17 protein-coding genes are annotated in these 16,779 nt (G+C 63.9%); 9 read left to right on the plus strand and 8 right to left on the minus strand.

What is annotated here, in order from left to right:
• Window positions 1-91: 91 nt before the first annotated feature.
• Together ACF8R4_RS10650 and ACF8R4_RS10655 are read right to left on the minus strand one after the other, a co-directional pair.
• Window positions 92-721 (minus strand): L-threonylcarbamoyladenylate synthase, encoded by a 630-nt coding sequence (locus ACF8R4_RS10650; protein ID WP_086976460.1) that lies wholly within the window; start codon window positions 719-721, stop codon window positions 92-94.
• A 13-nt stretch (window positions 722-734) separates the two neighbouring features.
• Window positions 735-1,595 carry a PHP domain-containing protein gene (locus ACF8R4_RS10655; RefSeq protein WP_019099116.1) on the minus strand — a complete coding sequence of 287 codons (861 nt, stop codon included), beginning with the start codon at window positions 1,593-1,595 and terminating at the stop codon, window positions 735-737.
• Between the two features lie 67 nt (window positions 1,596-1,662).
• Between ACF8R4_RS10655 and ACF8R4_RS10660 the strand changes: the two genes are divergently transcribed.
• The 5 genes from ACF8R4_RS10660 (at window position 1,663) to ACF8R4_RS10680 (ending at window position 5,444) form a co-directional block, all read left to right on the plus strand.
• Complete coding sequence (locus ACF8R4_RS10660) at window positions 1,663-2,256, plus strand: septation protein A (RefSeq protein ID WP_306579700.1); 594 nt, start codon at window positions 1,663-1,665, stop codon at window positions 2,254-2,256.
• Window position 2,257: 1 nt separating this feature from the next.
• Window positions 2,258-2,557 (plus strand): YciI family protein, encoded by a 300-nt coding sequence (locus tag ACF8R4_RS10665; RefSeq protein WP_392492336.1) that lies wholly within the window; start codon window positions 2,258-2,260, stop codon window positions 2,555-2,557.
• Window positions 2,558-2,762: 205 nt separating this feature from the next.
• Window positions 2,763-3,440 (plus strand): response regulator transcription factor, encoded by a 678-nt coding sequence (locus ACF8R4_RS10670; RefSeq protein WP_060497458.1) that lies wholly within the window; start codon window positions 2,763-2,765, stop codon window positions 3,438-3,440.
• A 188-nt stretch (window positions 3,441-3,628) separates the two neighbouring features.
• Window positions 3,629-4,045, plus strand: a complete 417-nt coding sequence (locus ACF8R4_RS10675; protein ID WP_019099114.1) for a Spy/CpxP family protein refolding chaperone — start codon at window positions 3,629-3,631, stop codon at window positions 4,043-4,045.
• 58 nt (window positions 4,046-4,103) lie between these two features.
• The gene (locus ACF8R4_RS10680) at window positions 4,104-5,444 is read left to right on the plus strand and encodes a HAMP domain-containing sensor histidine kinase (protein WP_060497460.1); all 1,341 of its coding nucleotides are present in this window, start codon (window positions 4,104-4,106) and stop codon (window positions 5,442-5,444) included.
• Between the two features lie 85 nt (window positions 5,445-5,529).
• On the opposite strand, the gene ACF8R4_RS10685 is transcribed toward ACF8R4_RS10680, so the two are convergent.
• Window positions 5,530-6,087 carry an NAD(P)H nitroreductase gene (locus ACF8R4_RS10685; protein ID WP_016711869.1) on the minus strand — a complete coding sequence of 186 codons (558 nt, stop codon included), beginning with the start codon at window positions 6,085-6,087 and terminating at the stop codon, window positions 5,530-5,532.
• Window positions 6,088-6,268: 181 nt separating this feature from the next.
• Between ACF8R4_RS10685 and ACF8R4_RS10690 the strand changes: the two genes are divergently transcribed.
• The gene (locus ACF8R4_RS10690; protein WP_060497461.1) at window positions 6,269-7,723 is read left to right on the plus strand and encodes a TrkH family potassium uptake protein; all 1,455 of its coding nucleotides are present in this window, start codon (window positions 6,269-6,271) and stop codon (window positions 7,721-7,723) included.
• Here ACF8R4_RS10690 and ACF8R4_RS10695 read toward each other — a convergent pair.
• Window positions 7,680-8,741, minus strand: a complete 1,062-nt coding sequence (locus ACF8R4_RS10695; RefSeq protein ID WP_060497462.1) for an AraC family transcriptional regulator — start codon at window positions 8,739-8,741, stop codon at window positions 7,680-7,682. The genes ACF8R4_RS10690 and ACF8R4_RS10695 overlap by 44 nt on opposite strands.
• A gap of 154 nt (window positions 8,742-8,895) precedes the next feature.
• Between ACF8R4_RS10695 and ACF8R4_RS10700 the strand changes: the two genes are divergently transcribed.
• Window positions 8,896-9,207, plus strand: coding sequence for a DUF962 domain-containing protein (locus ACF8R4_RS10700; protein ID WP_060497463.1), 312 nt, complete (start codon window positions 8,896-8,898; stop codon window positions 9,205-9,207).
• A gap of 24 nt (window positions 9,208-9,231) precedes the next feature.
• Here ACF8R4_RS10700 and ACF8R4_RS10705 read toward each other — a convergent pair whose 3' ends face one another.
• Window positions 9,232-10,044, minus strand: a complete 813-nt coding sequence (locus tag ACF8R4_RS10705; RefSeq protein WP_392492339.1) for a UDP-2,3-diacylglucosamine diphosphatase — start codon at window positions 10,042-10,044, stop codon at window positions 9,232-9,234.
• Between the two features lie 405 nt (window positions 10,045-10,449).
• On the opposite strand from ACF8R4_RS10705, the gene ACF8R4_RS10710 reads away from it, so the two are divergent.
• Window positions 10,450-11,337, plus strand: coding sequence for a DMT family transporter (locus ACF8R4_RS10710; protein WP_104834188.1), 888 nt, complete (start codon window positions 10,450-10,452; stop codon window positions 11,335-11,337).
• On the opposite strand, the gene ACF8R4_RS10715 is transcribed toward ACF8R4_RS10710, so the two are convergent.
• Window positions 11,338-11,619, minus strand: a complete 282-nt coding sequence (locus ACF8R4_RS10715; protein WP_392492341.1) for a SelT/SelW/SelH family protein — start codon at window positions 11,617-11,619, stop codon at window positions 11,338-11,340.
• A 67-nt stretch (window positions 11,620-11,686) separates the two neighbouring features.
• Here ACF8R4_RS10715 and ACF8R4_RS10720 point away from each other — a divergent pair, with 67 nt between their 5' ends.
• Window positions 11,687-13,870: a patatin-like phospholipase family protein gene (locus ACF8R4_RS10720; RefSeq protein ID WP_060497468.1), complete on the plus strand. Its 2,184-nt coding sequence runs from the start codon at window positions 11,687-11,689 to the stop codon at window positions 13,868-13,870.
• 93 nt (window positions 13,871-13,963) lie between these two features.
• Here ACF8R4_RS10720 and ACF8R4_RS10725 read toward each other — a convergent pair whose 3' ends face one another.
• Window positions 13,964-14,401, minus strand: coding sequence for a MarR family transcriptional regulator (locus tag ACF8R4_RS10725; protein WP_016711876.1), 438 nt, complete (start codon window positions 14,399-14,401; stop codon window positions 13,964-13,966).
• A 150-nt stretch (window positions 14,402-14,551) separates the two neighbouring features.
• A complete protein-coding gene (gene recQ / locus ACF8R4_RS10730; RefSeq protein ID WP_156867590.1) occupies window positions 14,552-16,699 on the minus strand; it encodes a DNA helicase RecQ in 2,148 nt (715 codons plus the stop codon).
• Window positions 16,700-16,779 lie beyond the last annotated feature (80 nt).

Genomic DNA, 16,779 nt, shown 5'->3' on the forward strand with positions numbered 1-16,779 from the left:
TGGGTCAGGGCTTCGCCGTAGACCAGGGCCAACTGCAACTGCCGAGGCGCTTCGGCCAGCTCGGCCGGTGCCTCGGGCATTTCCACCGGGCTCACGCGTTGACCAGGAACGGCGTGGGGTCGCCGCAGCCTTCGCGGATCAGCTCAGGCTCATCGCCCGACAGGTCGATGATAGTAGAGGCCTTGAGGTCGCCGAAGCCGCCATCGATCACCAGGTCGACGTGATGCTCCAGGCGCTCACGGATTTCGTAAGGGTCGGTCATCGGCTCGGTGTCGCCCGGCAGGATAAGGCTCACGCTCATCAACGGCTCGCCCAGCTCGGCCAGCAAGGCCAGGGTGATGGCATGGGCCGGCACCCGTAGCCCGATGGTGCGGCGTTTATCGTGCAACAGCAGGCGCGGCACTTCACGCGTGCCGTTGAGGATGAACGTGTAAGGCCCCGGCACATGCGCCTTGAGCAGGCGGAAGGTGCCGGTGTCGACCTTGGCGTACAACCCCAGTTGCGACATGTCGCAGCACATCAGGGTGAAGTTGTGCGTCTTGTCCAGCCCGCGTAGGCGCCGCACCCGTTCGATGGCCGCCTTGTCACCCATCTGGCAACCCAGCGCATAGGCCGAGTCGGTCGGATACACCACCACGCCGCCCTTGCGGATGATCTCGACGGCCTGTTTTATCAGGCGCGCCTGTGGGTTCTCCGGATGTATCTGGAAAAATTGGCTCACGTAGTCGTCCTGTTCATAGCGCCAAAGGCTGTTCATGGCTGAATCGACGCCACAGAGGTGGCAAGTCCTCGGGCAAAGGCCGATAGGCACCGATCTCGCCCCAGGTGCCGGGGCCGTGGAAGTCACTGCCAGCGCTTGCCAGCAGGCCGAACTCACGGGTAAGGATGGACAGGGTGCCCACCTGCTCGGCCGGCATCATTCCGTTGACCACCTCAAGTGCCTGCCCGCCTGCCTGAATATAGTCGGCAATCAGCCGTCTGCGCTTGCTGCGGGTCAGATCGTAATGCATGGGGTGCGCCAGGCTCACCCACGCTTTGGACTGGCGCAGGGTGGCGACAGTTTCGTCGAGGGTCGGCCAGTGCTGCTTGACGTCGCCCAGCTTGCCGGCGCCCAGCCACTTGCGAAACGCTTCGCCACGGTCCTTGACGTGCCCGGCGCGCACCAGATACTCGGCAAAATGCGGGCGCGCCGGGGCGTTGCCGCTGTCGCCCAGCTCGTGCTGCACGGCACGGGCGCCTTCGAGGGTGCCAGGCATGCCCTTGGCGGCCAGCCGTTTGTCGATTTCTTCGGCGCGCAGCCAGCGGCCACGGTGCAGCGCTTCGATTGCCGCCAGCAAAGGCGGCGCGTCGAGCGGGAAGTCATAACCCAGCACATGGATGGTCGCACCACCCCAGGTGCACGACAGCTCGACGCCGCTAACCCAGCGCATGCCCCGCTCGATGCAGGCCTGGCGTGCTTCGGGCAGGCCTTCGATGGTGTCATGGTCGGTCAGTGCCAGCGTTTGCACCCCGTGCTCATGGGCCCGGGCAACCAGTACCGAGGGCGACAGGGCGCCGTCGGAGGCCGTGCTGTGACAGTGCAGATCAACATTCATGGAGGAGCGCTTTCGCTGGAATCGATGTTTGTTATTATGCCGTCACATCCCGATTCTGGCTGCCATTGTGAAACAATTCATCGATTTCATCCCGCTGCTGCTGTTCTTCATCGTCTACAAGCTGGACCCGCGCCCCCTGGAAGTCGCCGGCCACAGCTTCGAATTCGGCGGTATCTACAGCGCCACGGCCATGCTGATCATCAGCTCGCTGGTGGTGTATAGCGCGCTGTTCCTGCGCCAGCGCAAGCTTGAAAAGGGCCAGTGGCTGACCCTGGTGGCCTGCCTGGTGTTCGGCGGCCTGACCCTGACGTTCCACAGTGAAACCTTCCTGAAGTGGAAGGCGCCGGTGGTGAACTGGCTGTTCGCCCTGGGCTTTGCCGGCAGCCACTTCATCGGTGATCGGGTGCTGATCAAGCGCATCATGGGCCACGCGCTGACACTGCCCGATGCCATCTGGGCGCGCCTGAACGTGGCCTGGATCGCCTTCTTCCTGTTCTGCGGCGCGGCCAACCTGTTCGTCGCCTTCACCTTCCAGGACTTCTGGGTGGACTTCAAGGTGTTCGGCAGCCTGGGCATGACCGTGATCTTCCTGGTGGCGCAAGGCGTGTACCTGTCGCGCCACCTGCACGACGACCCTTCTACCTCCAAACCCAAGGATTGACATGCTCTACGCCATTATCGCCAGCGACGTCGCAAACTCCCTGGAAAAGCGCCTGGCTGCCCGCCCGGCGCATATCGAACGCCTGCAGCAGCTCAAGGCCGAAGGCCGCGTGGTACTGGCCGGCCCGCACCCGGCCATCGACAGCAACGACCCGGGCGACGCGGGCTTCAGCGGTAGCCTGATCGTTGCCGAGTTCGAAAACCTGGCGGCGGCGCAGGCTTGGGCCGATGCCGATCCGTACATTACTGCGGGTGTGTACGACAAGGTGGTGGTCAAGCCGTTCAAGCAAGTGCTGCCTTGATCTGAGACCGCGCCGCCTGCTTCGCGGGCAAGCCCGCTCCCACAGGTACGGTGCAAGCTTCGGCATCGGTGCAGTCCCTGTAGGAGCGGGCTTGCCCGCGAAGAAGGCGACGCGGTAGAGGCAGTTACACAGTTGCCATCAGTCTGCGGTATCTTTGCCACTGGCGGACCGAATAGCCGCCGTCATTGGTTGAATTGAGTGAGTCATGAGCGAGCTGTTACTGATTGATGATGACCAAGAGCTGTGCGAGCTGCTCGGCAGCTGGCTGACCCAGGAAGGGTTCACCGTACGTGCCTGCCACGATGGCCAGAGCGCACGCCAGGCCCTGGCCGAACACGCCCCGGCTGCTGTCGTGCTGGACGTGATGCTGCCCGATGGCAGCGGCCTGGAACTGCTCAAGCAGTTGCGCAGCGAACATACCGAACTGCCGGTATTGATGCTCTCCGCCCGTGGCGAGCCGCTGGACCGCATCCTTGGCCTCGAATTGGGTGCCGACGACTACCTGGCCAAACCCTGCGACCCACGTGAGCTCACCGCCCGCCTGCGCGCCGTACTGCGCCGCAGCCACCCCACCGCCACCACCAGCCAGGTGGAGCTGGGCGACCTGGTGTACAGCCCTGCCCGTGGCGTGGCCAGTATCGATGGCCGCGAAATGACCCTGACCCTGTCCGAGAGCCGCATTCTCGAAGCGCTGCTGCGCCAGCCCGGCGAGCCGCTGGACAAACAGGAACTGGCGCAAATCGGCCTGGGCCGCAAGCTGACCCTGTACGACCGCAGCCTGGACATGCATGTCAGCAACCTGCGCAAGAAGATTGGCCCCCACGCCGATGGCCGGCCACGCATCGTGGCGTTGCGCAGCCGTGGCTACTACTACTGCCTGTAAATAGCTACAAGCTACGAGCTGCAAGCTAGAAGAAAGAGCAGGATCGCAATCGGCTTCACCTGCAGCTTGAGGCTTGGAACTTGAAGCTGTTCTTTACCGAGCCTTTACCATCCCCTGACTGTGCTTGACGGTGATCTCCCTAGACTGTGCTCATCCGGTAACCACCGGCCTATGAAAGGAGAGACACCATGCGCAAGACCCTTATCGCCCTGATGTTCGCCGCCGCCCTGCCGACCGTGGCCATGGCCATGCCTGACGGCGGCCCGCGTCACGACGGCCCACATCATCGCGGTGATGCGCCTTTCCATCAGCTGGACCTGAGCCGCGACCAGCGCCAGCAGATCGGCAAGCTGATGGGCGAGCAGATGCAACAGCGCCGCGACATCACCGAGCGCTACCTGTCCAAGCTGCCGGCCGCCGACCAGAAAGCCATGAAGGACGAGCTGAAAGCCAGCCGCGACAAGACCGACAGCGCCGTGCGCAACCTGCTCAAGCCTGAGCAGCAGAAGAAGTTCGACGAACTGCAAAAGGAACGCGCCGCCAAGAAAGCCGAGTGGCAGGAGTTCCAGGCCTGGAAAGCTGAAAAAGGCACCAAGGCTCAGTAAGCTGTCTGCCCAATGCCCGGCCCGCATCACTGCGGGCCGGGCTTTTCCCGTTTAGGAGGTGCACTTGCGTTCACTGTTCTGGCGCATCCTGGCCAGTTTCTGGCTGGCCATTACCCTGGTCGCAGGCCTGTCGATCCTGTTGGGCCACATGCTCAACCAGGACGCCTGGATCCTCAGCCGTCACCCGGGCCTGAATACCTTGGCCAGCAAGTGGGCCAAGCATTACGAGCAGGAAGGCCTGGATTCGGCACAGCACTTCCTGGAACGGCGCAAAGACCGCTACAAGATCGACGTGCAAGTGCTCGACGACAGTGGCGAAGCCGTGGTGCCCGGCACCTTCCCGCGCCGTGCTGCGGCCTTCGAAGCGCGCCAGCACGATGACCAGCGGCGCCTGCCGTGGCGCAGGCTGACCGAGGAATACACCAGCCCCGACACCGGCGAAACCTACCTGCTGATCTACCGCATCCCCCACCCGGCACTGGATGCCTGGCACCGCGAAAGCCTGATGTGGCCGCTCAGTGCATTGGGCATTGCCTTGGTTGTGCTGACGTTGTTCAGCCTACTGGTGACCCTGTCCATTACCCGCCCACTCAGCCGCCTGCGCAGCGCGGTGCATGACCTGGGGCAGACCACCTACCAGCAAAACAGCCTGGCGCGGCTGGCAGCGCGGCGCGACGAGTTCGGTGTGCTGGCCAAGGACTTCAACAAGATGGGCGCGCGCCTGCAAAGCACCATCGGCAGCCAGCGCCAGTTGCTGCGCGATGTGTCCCACGAGTTGCGCTCCCCATTGGCCCGGCTGCGAATTGCCCTGGCGCTGGCCGAGCGCGCCGGGCCCGAGCAGCGGGAAACCCTGTGGCCACGCCTGACCCGCGAGTGCGACCGCCTGGAAGACCTGATCAGCGAAATTCTGGCCCTGGCCCGGGTGGATGCCGAGCAGGCTCATGCCGAACCGGTCGACCTCAACGCCCTGCTGGGCAGCGTGCGCAAGGATGCCTTGCTCAGCGCGCCCGACCAGGATGTGCGCCTTGAAGCGCAGCCTGGCTTGACCTTGCAAGGTTGGCCGACGCTGATCGAGCGGGCCGTGGACAACCTGCTGCGCAACGCCTTGCGCTTCAATCCGGTCGGGCAGCCGGTAGAAGTGAATGCAGTGCGTGAGCAGGACCGCATAGTGATAAGCGTGCGTGACCATGGACCGGGGGCGGCAGCAGAACATCTGGTGCAACTGGGGGAACCGTTCTTCCGTGCACCGGGGCAGGAGGCGCCGGGGCATGGGCTGGGACTGGCGATTGCGCGCAAGGCGGCGGAGCGCCATGGTGGCAGCCTGGTTCTGGACAATCATCCACAAGGTGGGTTTGTGGCCAGGCTGGAGTTGCCTGTGGCGGAGGCTGCTGGCAGTTGAGGTGATGTCAAGGCCACTGGCCCTTTCGCGGGCTTGCCCGCGAAAGGGCCGGATGCCCTGATACAGCAATCAAGCCAAGCCCGCGTTATTCGCCCCAGACGCTGACGAAATCAGCCGTTTCCAGGATCGGCGCGGTACGCGGCTCGGTCAGGGGCGTGCCGACATACAGGTACCCGATCAACTCCTCGTTCTCGGCCAACCCCAACCCCTTGTGCACATGGGCATCAAATGCCATGTCCCCGGTACGCCACACCGCGCCGATACCCTGCGCATGCGCGGCAATCAGGATGCCATGCGCCGCACAGCCCGCCGCCAGGCGCTGTTCAGACTTCGGCACCTTGAAGTGATCCTGCAGCTTGGCCACCACCACAATCAGCAACGGCGCCCGCAACGGCATGGCGCGGGCCTTGTCCAGCGCGGCCTGGCTGGCGTCGCCCTTGCTCTGCACGGCTTCGGCAAACAGCTCGCCCAGCTTCTCGCGGCCCTGGCCTTCAATGGTCAGAAAGCGCCATGGGCGCAGCTGGCCGTGGTCCGGGGCGCGCAACGCGGCCTGGAACAGCGCCTCGCGCTGAGCGGCATTGGGCGCCGGGTCGGTCAGGCGTGGCACGGAAACACGGTTGAGCAATGCGTCGAGAGCCTCCATCGGCTACCCTCCTGGCAGTTGAATGTGCGGCCATTCTCAAGCTGCTAGCCATAAGCTGCAAGCTTCAAGCAGAAGCAGGCCGGCGTACGTTGCTCTTTCTTGCAGCTTGAAGCTCGTAGCTTGCAGCTCACCAACCCATAGGTAGAATGGCGCCCTTCCGAATCGAGTCAGAGCAGATCACATGGCGTTGCCGACCTTAAGGATCATTGGTTTCATCATCGGCATCTTCCTGATTACCCTCGCCGTCAGCATGGCCGTGCCCATGGCGACCCTGGTAATTTTCGAACGCACCGGTGACATGCCGTCGTTCCTCTGGTCGAGCCTGATCACCTTCATCGCCGGGCTGGCCCTGGTGGTGCAGGGGCGCCCCGAACATGTGCACCTGCGCCCACGCGACATGTACCTGCTGACGGTCAGCAGCTGGCTGGTGGTGTGCGTGTTCGCCGCCCTGCCGTTCCTGCTGACCCAGCACATCAGCTACACCGACGCCTTCTTCGAAAGCATGTCGGGCATCACCGCCACCGGCGCCACCGTGCTCAGCGGGCTCGACACCATGTCACCCGGCATTCTCATGTGGCGCTCGATGCTGCACTGGCTTGGCGGTATCGGCTTCATCGCCATGGCGGTGGCGATCCTGCCGCTGCTGCGCATCGGTGGCATGCGCCTGTTCCAGACCGAATCGTCCGACCGCTCGGAAAAGGTCATGCCGCGCTCGCACATGGTCGCCAAGTCGATCGTGGGGGTGTACGTCGGTTTCTCGATCCTTGGCTCGCTGGCCTTCTGGTGGGCAGGCATGAGCCCGTTCGATGCGATCAACCACGCCATGTCGGCGATCTCTACCGGCGGTTTCTCCACCTCTGACCAGTCGCTGGCGAAATGGGACATCCCGGCCGTGCATTGGGTGGCGGTAGTGGTGATGATCATGGGCAGCCTGCCGTTTACCCTTTACGTAGCGACCCTGCGTGGCAACCGCAAGGCACTGATCCGCGACCAGCAGGTGCAGGGTTTACTGGGCATGTTGCTGGTCACCTGGCTGGTGCTGGGTACCTGGTACTGGTACAGCACCAACCTGCACTGGCTCGACGCCCTGCGCCATGTGGCGCTGAACGTGACCTCGGTGGTAACCACCACCGGCTTCGCCCTGGGCGACTACAGCCTGTGGGGCAACTTCTCGCTGATGCTGTTCTTTTACCTGGGTTTCGTGGGCGGCTGCTCCGGCTCGACGGCGGGCGGTATCAAGATTTTCCGTTTCCAGGTGGCCTACATCCTGCTCAAGGCCAGCCTTAACCAACTGATCCACCCGCGCGCGGTGATCAAGCAGAAATACAACGGCCACCGCCTCGATGAAGACATCGTGCGTTCGATCCTGACGTTCTCGTTCTTCTTCGCCATCACCATCTGCGTCATGGCCCTGCTGCTGTCGTTGCTGGGCGTGGACTGGATGACCGCACTGACCGGTGCCGCCGGTACGGTTTCGGGCGTGGGCCCGGGGCTGGGCGAAGTGATCGGCCCGTCGGGCAACTACGCCACGCTGCCGGACGCAGCCAAGTGGATTCTGGCGGCCGGCATGCTGCTCGGCCGACTGGAAATCATTACGGTGCTGGTGCTGTGTATGCCGGCGTTCTGGCGTCACTGACCGCGTCGGCCTCCGCGCCCATACGGGCACGGTACTCACTCGGCGTGGCATCGAACCATCGGCGGAATGCCCGGTAGAAGTTGCTGGGATCGGCAAAACCCAGAAGGTATGCGGCCTCCAGCAGGGTCATGCCCGGTTGGGCCAGGTACTGCTCGGCCAGCTCGCGGCGGGTGTCGTCGAGCAAGGTCTGGAAGCTGGTGCCCTCCTCCTGCAGCCGCCGCTGCAAGGTACGCTGCGACAGGTGCAGGGCCTGCGCCAGGGTCGCGCGCTTGGGCTCGCCCTGCGGCAGGATGCGGCACAGCACCTGACGCACGCGGTGGGTAACCCGGCTTTCGGAAAAACGGGCCAGGTACTCCCCGGCAAAACGGTCATGCAACACCGCCATGGCCTCATTGGCAGTGGGCAGCGGCGCCTCCATGTCGGCCCGTTCGAACACCAGTGCATCGTGCGGCGCACCGAACACCAGCGGCGAATGAAACGCCACCTTGTACGGTTCGATATTCTTCGGCTGAGGCCCCTGCACCAGCACCCGCCTCGGCTGCACCGGGCGGCCGCTGAGCCATTTGCTCAGTGCCAGCGCGCAAGCCAGCGAGGCCTCGGCGCTGTGCCGCGTGGGTGGCAGGTGGTCGCCGTGTACGGTCAGGATCAGGGAATAACCTTCAGGGCCAAGCACGAAGCTCAGGTCCGAGCTTTCGGCGATGATGCGCTGGTAACGCACCAGGCGCTCGAAGCCTTCGGCCAGCGTACGGCTGGACATCAACGCATAGCCCACCACATGGAACGACGCCGGGCGTACCACCCGCGCCATGTTCAAGCCGATGGCCTCATTACCCGACAGCTCCACCGCCAGCTGCCAGAGCCGGGTCATGGAGTCTTGTGGGAAGCGGGCGTCAGGGTCGTCGAGAGCCGCGAAGTCCAGCCCCAGCTGCTTGAACATGGCCTGGCAGTCCAGCCCTTCCAGTTCGAGTGCCTTCACAATCCCTGATGCCCAACTGGCTGACGTGGTTCTTTCGCTCATGACAGGCTTCTTTCTACCGACCGCTCCTGCGGTGAACCCCAAGGATACTCAATTGGCGCCTATTGTCACTGGTAGGCCCCGCCAATCACTCTAGACTCGAATCAGGCTCCACGCCGTGCATCTTGTCCAGAAGTATTAATCCCGGAGCACTGCCATGAACCGCACAGCGCAGTTTCGCAGTTTTGCCGAGTTCTATCCGTACTACCTGGGGGAACACAGCAACCCCACCTGCCGCCGCCTGCACTTTGTCGGCACCAGCGTGGTGATTGCCTTGCTGGCCTATACCATCGGCAGTGGCAAGTGGTTGCTGTTGCTGGCCGTGCCACTGTTCGGCTATGGCTTTGCCTGGGTCGGGCATTTCTTTTTCGAAAAGAACCGGCCGGCAACCTTTACCTATCCGCTTTACAGCCTGATAGGGGATTTCGTGATGTTCAGGGATATCCTGCTGGGAAAGATCAGCCTGTAGGCATCGGGGCTGCACAGCAGCCCTCTATGCCGGTTCTCGCATCGCCGCGGCTACCTGCGCTTCCCGTGCCTGGGCATCCGCCAGGCGGTACAGCTCGATGCTGCCATCCCAATGCTCGATCAGCGCCGTGCATGACTCCACCCAATCACCGCAATTGAGGTACTCCACCTCGCCTACCTTGCGGATTTCAGCGTGATGAATGTGCCCACACACCACACCGTGAAAACCACGACGGGTGCACGCGTGGGCAATGGCATCCTCGAAGTCGCTGATGAAGTTCACCGCGCCTTTCACCTTGTGCTTGAGGTACGCCGACAGTGACCAGTAGCCATAGCCGTACCGCGCACGCCAGTGATTGAGCCAGCGGTTAAGCACCAAGGTGAACTCGTAGGCGCGGTCACCGAGGAACGCCAGCCAGCGGTGATAACGGGTAATCACGTCGAACTGGTCGCCATGAATCACCAGCAGCCGACGACCATCAGCGGTCAGGTGCTCAGCCTCATCCACCAGCTGGATGTTGCCCAGTATCAACGTGGAGTAACGGCGCAGAAATTCATCATGATTGCCGGTGACATAGATCACCTCGGTACCGCGCTTGCTCATGGTCAGTAGCCGGCGGATCACGTTGGTGTGAGCTTGCGGCCAGTAGACGCCGCCGCGCAGCTTCCAGCCATCGATGATGTCGCCGACCAGGTACACCCGGTCGGCCTGGTAGCCCTTGAGGAACTGCGACAGGTGCTCGGCCTGGCAGTCGCGAGTGCCCAGGTGCACGTCGGAGATCCACAAAGTGCGCACACGTTGCTTGCGCGAGGGACGGGACAGTTCGGCATGGGTCATGGGCAGGCTCCGGCGCAGTTTGCTGGAGACTGGCAGGCGCGCGTGACAGCGCCGTGGCAAAACGGTGACGAGTGATGGTGTGCCGGGAATGAGGCACAATGGCTGAATATGGCGAGCGTGATCGCCTCGACATTTCGAGCGCCTGTGAGATCGAGCGCCGCCCGCGCGGCGCATCGCGAGCTGCGCTCGCTCCTACGTTTGTTTCGGGCCAATTTTTCCTGTGGGATTTGCGCGCGTACGCCTTAGCGCATGGCGCAATATTGCGTCGTACAAACCAGGCGGTCGCGCGCGCCTGTCACAGGCGTTACTGGCCCGAAACAAACGTAGGAGCGAGCGCAGCTCGCGATGCGCCGCGCGGGCGGCGCTCGATCTCAAAGCCAATAGAGACCTTGAGCAAGGACCACCATGAACCACCGCACCGCCCTGGGCGCCCTGCACATTGGCGCGCTGTTCTTCGGCCTGACCGGCGTCTTCGGCAAACTGGCTGCCAGCGCCAGCCCGGCAATCATCGTGTTCGGCCGCGCCGCCTTCGCCGTGCTTGCCCTGGCCCTGTTCGCCAGCCTCGCCGGCCCGGGCTGGCAACGCCTGAGCAGTCAGGACATCCGCCGCCTGCTGCTCGGTGGTGTGCTGCTGGCCGGCCATTGGGTCAGCTTCTTCATCGCCGTCAAAGTCGGCGGCGTGGCCATCGCCACCCTCGGCTTCGCCAGCTTCCCGGCCTTTACCGTCATCCTCGAAGGCCTGCTGTTCCGCGAACGCATCCGCCGCAACGAGACCGTGCTGGTACTGCTGGTCAGCATTGGCCTGGTCTTGGTCACACCGGCCTTCGATCTGGCCAGCGAAGCCACGGGCGGCCTGCTCTGGGCACTGCTTTCCGGGTTGCTGTTCTCGCTGCTGTCACTCACCAACCGCGCCGGCTCCGGGCGCTTGCCTGCGGTTCAGGCTGCGCTGTGGCAAAACCTAGTGGTGGGCCTGTGCCTGCTGCCCTTCGCAGCACCCGGCCTGGCAGACGTGGCAACCATGGACTGGCTGTGGATCGCCCTGCTCGGTATCTTCTGCACCGGCGTGGCGCACAGCCTGTTCGTCGCCAGCCTGGCGGTGATCAAGGCGCGCACCGCCGCGGTGGTATTCGGCATGGAGCCGGTCTACGGCATTGCCGTGGCCTGGGTCGTGTTCGCCGAAACCCCTACGCTGCGCATGCTGCTGGGCGGCGCGCTGATCATCTTCGCCATCGTGCTGTCCAGCCGCCTGGCCGCCGAGCAGCCGCCCAAGCAGCCACTGCCCGAAGGTGCGTGATCAGCGGTCGTTATGGCCAAGGTCACGCTGAGGGTCGATCTGGTCGCGTACCCGCTGCTTCAGCACCTTGGCCTCGGGGAACCCGCCGTCGGCCTTGCGCTCCCAGATCTGCACGCCATTGCAGGTGATGCGGAAGATGCCGCCGGTGCCCGGCTCCAGCGCCACCCGGCCAAGGTCGTCGGCAAAGGTGCTGAGCAGTTCCTGGACCAGCCAGGCGGCACGCAGCAGCCATTGGCACTGGGTGCAATAAGTGATGACTATTTCGGGCTTGCTGTCGGCCATGGTGACGCATCTCCAGGTAAGGGGCCGCTTATACTAGCGGTCTTTAGCCCACGGTTTGAGACTCACGATGCGCCGTTTGCTGTTCTGCTTTCTGCTCTCCCTCACCAGCCTCACGGCAATTGCCGCCGAACCGGCCAGACCCAAGGTCGGGCTGGTGTTGTCGGGTGGCGCGGCCCGTGGCCTGGCCCATATCGGCGTGCTCAAGGCCCTGGAAGAACAAGGCGTGCGCATTGACGCCATCGCCGGCACCAGCATGGGGGCTGTGGTCGGCGGGTTGTACGCCTCGGGGTACAGCGTCCAAGAGCTGGAAAAGCTCGCCACCACACTGGACTGGCAACAGGCGCTGTCCGATGCCCCACCGCGCAAGGACGTGCCGTTCCGGCGCAAGCAGGATGACCGCGATTTCCTCGTCAAACAGAAGCTCAGCTTTCGCGACGACGGCAGCCTAGGCCTGCCGCTGGGGGTCATCCAGGGCCAGAACCTCGCGCTGCTGCTGGAAAGCAAGCTGGCGCATACCGCCGACACACGCGACTTCGACAAGCTGCCCATCCCCTTTCGCGCCGTGGCCACCGACATTGCCAGTGGCGAAAAAGTGGTGTTCCGTCGCGGCCACCTGCCCCAGGTAATCCGTGCCAGCATGTCGATCCCCGCCGTGTTCGCCCCGGTCGAACTGGAGGGTCGCCTGCTGGTGGACGGCGGCATGGTCGACAACATCCCGCTGGACGTGGCCCGGGAAATGGGCGTGGACCTGGCCATCGTGGTCGACATCGGCACCCCGCTGCGTGACCGCAAGCAACTGGCCACGGTGGTCGACGTGCTCAACCAGTCGATCACCCTGATGACCCGGCGCAACTCGGAAGAGCAACTGGCCAGCCTGCACCGCGACGATATCCTCATCCAGCCTTCGCTGACTGCGTTTGGCGTAACCGACTTCGGCCGCGCCCGGGACATGATCGACGCTGGCTACCGCGCCACCCGCTTGCTCGACCCGCGCCTTGCCAGCCTGCGCCAGCCCGAAGACAGCAGCCTGGCGGTGGCCCGCTCGCCACGTCAGCGCACACCGGTGATTACCGCGATCCGGATCGAGAACGACTCCAAGGTCAGCGACGATGTCATCCGTTCCTACATTCGCCAGCCGATCGATGCCCCGCTGGAACTGGACCGCCTGCAGACCGACATGGGCACGCTGTATGGCCTGGACTACTTCGACCGGGTGCAGTACCGCGTGGCGCACAAGGGCGACGACAACACGCTGGTGATCAATGCCCGCGGCCGACGCGGCGGTACCGACTACCTGCGCCTGGGCCTGAACCTGTCGGACGACCTGCGTGGCGACAGCGCCTTCAACCTGGGTGCCAGCTACCGGGTCAACGGCATCAACAGCCTGGGTGCCGAATGGCTGACCCGTGGCCAGATCGGTGACCAGCAAGAGCTGTACAGTGAATTCTACCAGCCGCTGGACGTGGGCTCGCGCTACTTCATCGCACCGTACCTGGACTTCGGCTCGCAGAACATCGAGGCCACCCTGGACAACGACCCCATCGCCGAATACCGCCTGGAGCGCTACGGCTTTGGCCTGAACGTTGGCCGGCAGATCGGCACCAATGGCGAAGTGCGCCTGGGCGTGGGCAAGGCGTGGGGCGAGGCCGAGGTGCGCATCGGCGACCAGGACCTGCCCAAAGTCAGCTTCAACGAAGGTTTCTACGAGCTGAAGTACTCGTTCGACACCCTCGACAACGTGTACTTCCCCCACAGCGGCGAAGACATAGGCCTGACCCTGCGCAAGTACGACAAGTCGCTGGACTCGGACCAGGATTATCGGCAGTGGTTGTTCAACCTGGACAAGGCCATCAGCAGCGGGCCGAATACCTTCGTGCTGGGCGGGCGCTACGGGCGCACGCTGGATGACGCCGAAGTGGTGACGTCGAGCTTCGTGATCGGTGGCGCGCGGCAGCTGTCAGGGTTCCGCCAGGATTCGGTGTCGGGGCAGAACGTGAGCCTGATGCGCATGGTCTATTACCGCCGGCTGACGCCACGGGCCTACGTGCCGCTGGACTTCCCGCTGTACATTGGCGGGTCGCTGGAACGTGGGCGGGCGTGGAACAACGACAATGCGTTCGACAGCGGGTACATCAATGCGGCGAGTATCTTCCTGGGGCTGGAGACGCCTCTTGGGCCGCTGAACTTCAGCTATGGCACCAACAGTGCGCATGAGCAGGCGGTGTACCTGAACCTTGGGCATACCTTCTGAGCTATAAGCTGCAAGCTTCAAGTAGAAGCAGATCGAGCCGAAACAAAGATCTGTTTCTACTTGAGGCTTGCAGCTTAGGGCTTGCAGCTGTATTCAAGATTTCTCGAGGTTGGCCAGGATCTTCGCATGCACCCGCATGCACACCTGCAAGTCCGCCTCGTCCACCCCGGTAAACAGCTCCACCCGCAGTTGATTGGCAATGGTCTCGATCTGGTCGATCAGCGGCTTGGCCGGCGGGCACAGTACAATCTTCTTCGCCCGCCGGTCCTCCAGCACCGCCTGCCGACGCACCAACCCTTGTGCCTCAAGGCTGTCGAGCAAACGCGCCAGGGTCGGGCCTTCAACGCCCACGCTCTGGGCCAGCTCACGCTGGGTGGGGGCTTCTTCGAAACGGGCTAGGTGCAGCAACACCAGCCAGCGCGCCTGGGACAGGTTGAGCCCGGCCAGGCGGCGATCCAGTTCGGCACGCCAACCCCGGGACATCTGGGCCAGCTGCATGCCAAAGCGGTGTTGGTTGTCGGTCAGGGGCATAAGCAACTCATTGAATAGATCTAATTATTAGGCAGCTAACCATGGCCGGCGCCACGAGGCAAGGCTCGGGCACGCTGGTGTGTTCGATAATCGTCAAAAAGCATGACAAAGGTCAGCAGATGGCGCTTGTGCCTTCGATCCTGCCGCCGTTTACAGCTCGAACTCCGCCGCCAACGCGGCGCGCACGCAATACAGCACGCCCTCCGGCACCCGGGCGCCGAACAACGGCGCAATGGCCGACACCGCTGGCAGCTCGCCTTCGCCATCCAGGAAGGCGTCCTGCACTTCCATCAGCAGGTCTTCCGGCAGGTCGAGGGCCTGGTCCAGGCTCAGTTCCTGGCGGCCCAGTGCCTCGGCCAGCAGGCTATACACGTTCTTCTCGCTGCAGTTGAGCTGCCCGGCGATCTGCGCTGGCGTCATGCCGGCGCGCGCCAGGCTGACCAACTCGTGGCGCAGGTCGAGCACCACTTTCGGCGCCTCGTCGGTGCCGCCACTGTTGTTCAGCACTTCGAGGAATGCCTGGCCATAGCGCTCCAGCTTGCGCGCACCCACGCCGCTGACCTGGGCCATGTCGCTGAGGCTGACTGGCCGGCTGCGCAGCATTTCCAGCAACGTCGAGTCGGGGAAGATGACGTAGGGGGGCACGCTGTGCTCCTCCGCCAGCTTGCGCCGCAAGGTACGCAGCGCTTCCCACAGCTCGCGCTCTTCGGCACGCACCAGCTGGCTGGCCGGGCTGCCGCCGCTGGACGACGAAGCCTTGGCCGTGGTCTGCGGCTTGAGGTCGCGGCGCAATTGCAGGGTGACCTCGCCACGCAGCAGCGGCCGGCAGCTGTCGGACAAGCGCAGGCCACCATAGCCCTCCAGGTCGATATCAACCAGGCCGCGCGCCACCAGTTGGCGGAACAGCGAACGCCACTCGACCTCGGCCAGGCCCTTGCCGACGCCGAAAACCGACAGCTTCTCGTGGCCGAAATTGCGTACCTTCTCGGTGTCCTTGCCCAGCAACACATCGACCAGGTGGCCGACGCCATAGCGCTGGCCCGTGCGGAACACCGCCGACAGGGCCTGGCGAGCCGGCTCGGTGGCGTCCCAGGTCTGGATCTTGTCGACACAGTTGTCGCAATGCCCGCAGGGCTGTTCGAGGGTTTCGTCGAAATAGGCCAACAGAGACTGGCGGCGGCAGCGGGTTTCCTCGCAGAGCGCCAGCATGGCATCGAGCTTGTGCTGCTCGATGCGTTTGTGGCGATCGTCACCTTCGGAGTTCTGCAGCATCTGCTTGAGCATCACCATGTCCTGCAGGCCGTAGGCCATCCAGGCATCGGAGGGCAGGCCGTCACGGCCGGCACGGCCGGTTTCCTGGTAATAGGCCTCAAGCGACTTGGGCAGGTCGAGGTGGGCAACGAAGCGCACGTTGGGCTTGTCGATGCCCATGCCAAACGCAATGGTGGCGACCATGATCAGCCCTTCCTCGTTGAGGAAGCGGTGCTGGTTGGCCGCGCGCGTCTCGGCAGCCAGGCCAGCGTGGTACGGCAATGCCGGGAAGCCTTGGTCACAGAGGAAGGCGGCGGTTTCGTCGACCTTCTTGCGCGACAGGCAGTAGACGATACCTGCGTTGCCACGGCGCTCGCCCAGAAAGGCCATCAGCTGCTTGCGCGGCGCTTCCTTGGGCACGATGCGGTAGAAAATGTTGGGCCGGTCGAAGCTCGACAGGAAGCGCTCGGCGCCTTGCAGGTGCAGGCGCTGGACGATTTCCTCGCGGGTTCGCATGTCGGCGGTGGCGGTCAGCGCAATACGCGGCACATGCGGGAACAGCTCGGCCAGCTGGCCCAGTTGCAGGTACTCGGGGCGGAAGTCGTGGCCCCATTGCGAGACGCAGTGGGCTTCGTCAATGGCAAACAACGAAATGTCCAGGTCACGCAGGAAGTCGAGCATGCGCGGCTGCACCAGGCGCTCCGGCGCCAGGTACAGCATCTTCACTTCGCCACGGCGCAGGCGCCCGGCCAGGTCACGCTGCTGTTCAGGGGTCAGCGTGGAGTTCAACGCAGCCGCCGGCACGCCCAGCTCGTCAAGGGTGGCAACCTGGTCATCCATCAGCGCGATCAGCGGCGAAACCACCACCGTCAGGCCCGGGCGCAGCAGCCCCGGTACCTGGAAGCACAACGACTTGCCGCCGCCGGTGGGCATCAGCACCAGGGCATCGCCGCCATTGGCCACGCATTCGATGATTGCTGCCTGGCGCCCTCGGAAACTGTCGTAGCCGAAGATGTCCTTGAGAACGCGCTGAGCCTGTTCGAGCATGTGCAACTCCAAATCGCCGTACCATCCTGGAAACAGGCTGGACGAAAAACCCGCCCCGCACACGTCAAAAGCGTAAGCGG

Source organism: Pseudomonas sp. FYR_2 (assembly GCF_043106425.1).
Taxonomy (GTDB): domain Bacteria; phylum Pseudomonadota; class Gammaproteobacteria; order Pseudomonadales; family Pseudomonadaceae; genus Aquipseudomonas; species Aquipseudomonas monteilii.

Excerpts from the sequence above, each read along its gene's own strand:
- ACF8R4_RS10655 (WP_019099116.1), bottom strand. The coding sequence starts at position 1,595 with ATGAATGTTGATCTGCACTGTCACAGCACGGCCTCCGACGGCGCCCTG.
- ACF8R4_RS10665 (WP_392492336.1), top strand. The coding sequence starts at position 2,258 with ATGCTCTACGCCATTATCGCCAGCGACGTCGCAAACTCCCTGGAAAAG.
- ACF8R4_RS10670 (WP_060497458.1), top strand. The coding sequence starts at position 2,763 with ATGAGCGAGCTGTTACTGATTGATGATGACCAAGAGCTGTGCGAGCTG.
- ACF8R4_RS10675 (WP_019099114.1), top strand. The coding sequence starts at position 3,629 with ATGCGCAAGACCCTTATCGCCCTGATGTTCGCCGCCGCCCTGCCGACC.
- ACF8R4_RS10685 (WP_016711869.1), bottom strand. The coding sequence starts at position 6,087 with ATGGAGGCTCTCGACGCATTGCTCAACCGTGTTTCCGTGCCACGCCTG.
- ACF8R4_RS10690 (WP_060497461.1), top strand. The coding sequence starts at position 6,269 with ATGGCGTTGCCGACCTTAAGGATCATTGGTTTCATCATCGGCATCTTC.
- ACF8R4_RS10695 (WP_060497462.1), bottom strand. The coding sequence starts at position 8,741 with ATGAGCGAAAGAACCACGTCAGCCAGTTGGGCATCAGGGATTGTGAAG.
- ACF8R4_RS10700 (WP_060497463.1), top strand. The coding sequence starts at position 8,896 with ATGAACCGCACAGCGCAGTTTCGCAGTTTTGCCGAGTTCTATCCGTAC.
- ACF8R4_RS10705 (WP_392492339.1), bottom strand. The coding sequence starts at position 10,044 with ATGACCCATGCCGAACTGTCCCGTCCCTCGCGCAAGCAACGTGTGCGC.
- ACF8R4_RS10710 (WP_104834188.1), top strand. The coding sequence starts at position 10,450 with ATGAACCACCGCACCGCCCTGGGCGCCCTGCACATTGGCGCGCTGTTC.
- ACF8R4_RS10715 (WP_392492341.1), bottom strand. The coding sequence starts at position 11,619 with ATGGCCGACAGCAAGCCCGAAATAGTCATCACTTATTGCACCCAGTGC.
- ACF8R4_RS10720 (WP_060497468.1), top strand. The coding sequence starts at position 11,687 with ATGCGCCGTTTGCTGTTCTGCTTTCTGCTCTCCCTCACCAGCCTCACG.
- ACF8R4_RS10725 (WP_016711876.1), bottom strand. The coding sequence starts at position 14,401 with ATGCCCCTGACCGACAACCAACACCGCTTTGGCATGCAGCTGGCCCAG.
- recQ (WP_156867590.1), bottom strand. The coding sequence starts at position 16,699 with ATGCTCGAACAGGCTCAGCGCGTTCTCAAGGACATCTTCGGCTACGAC.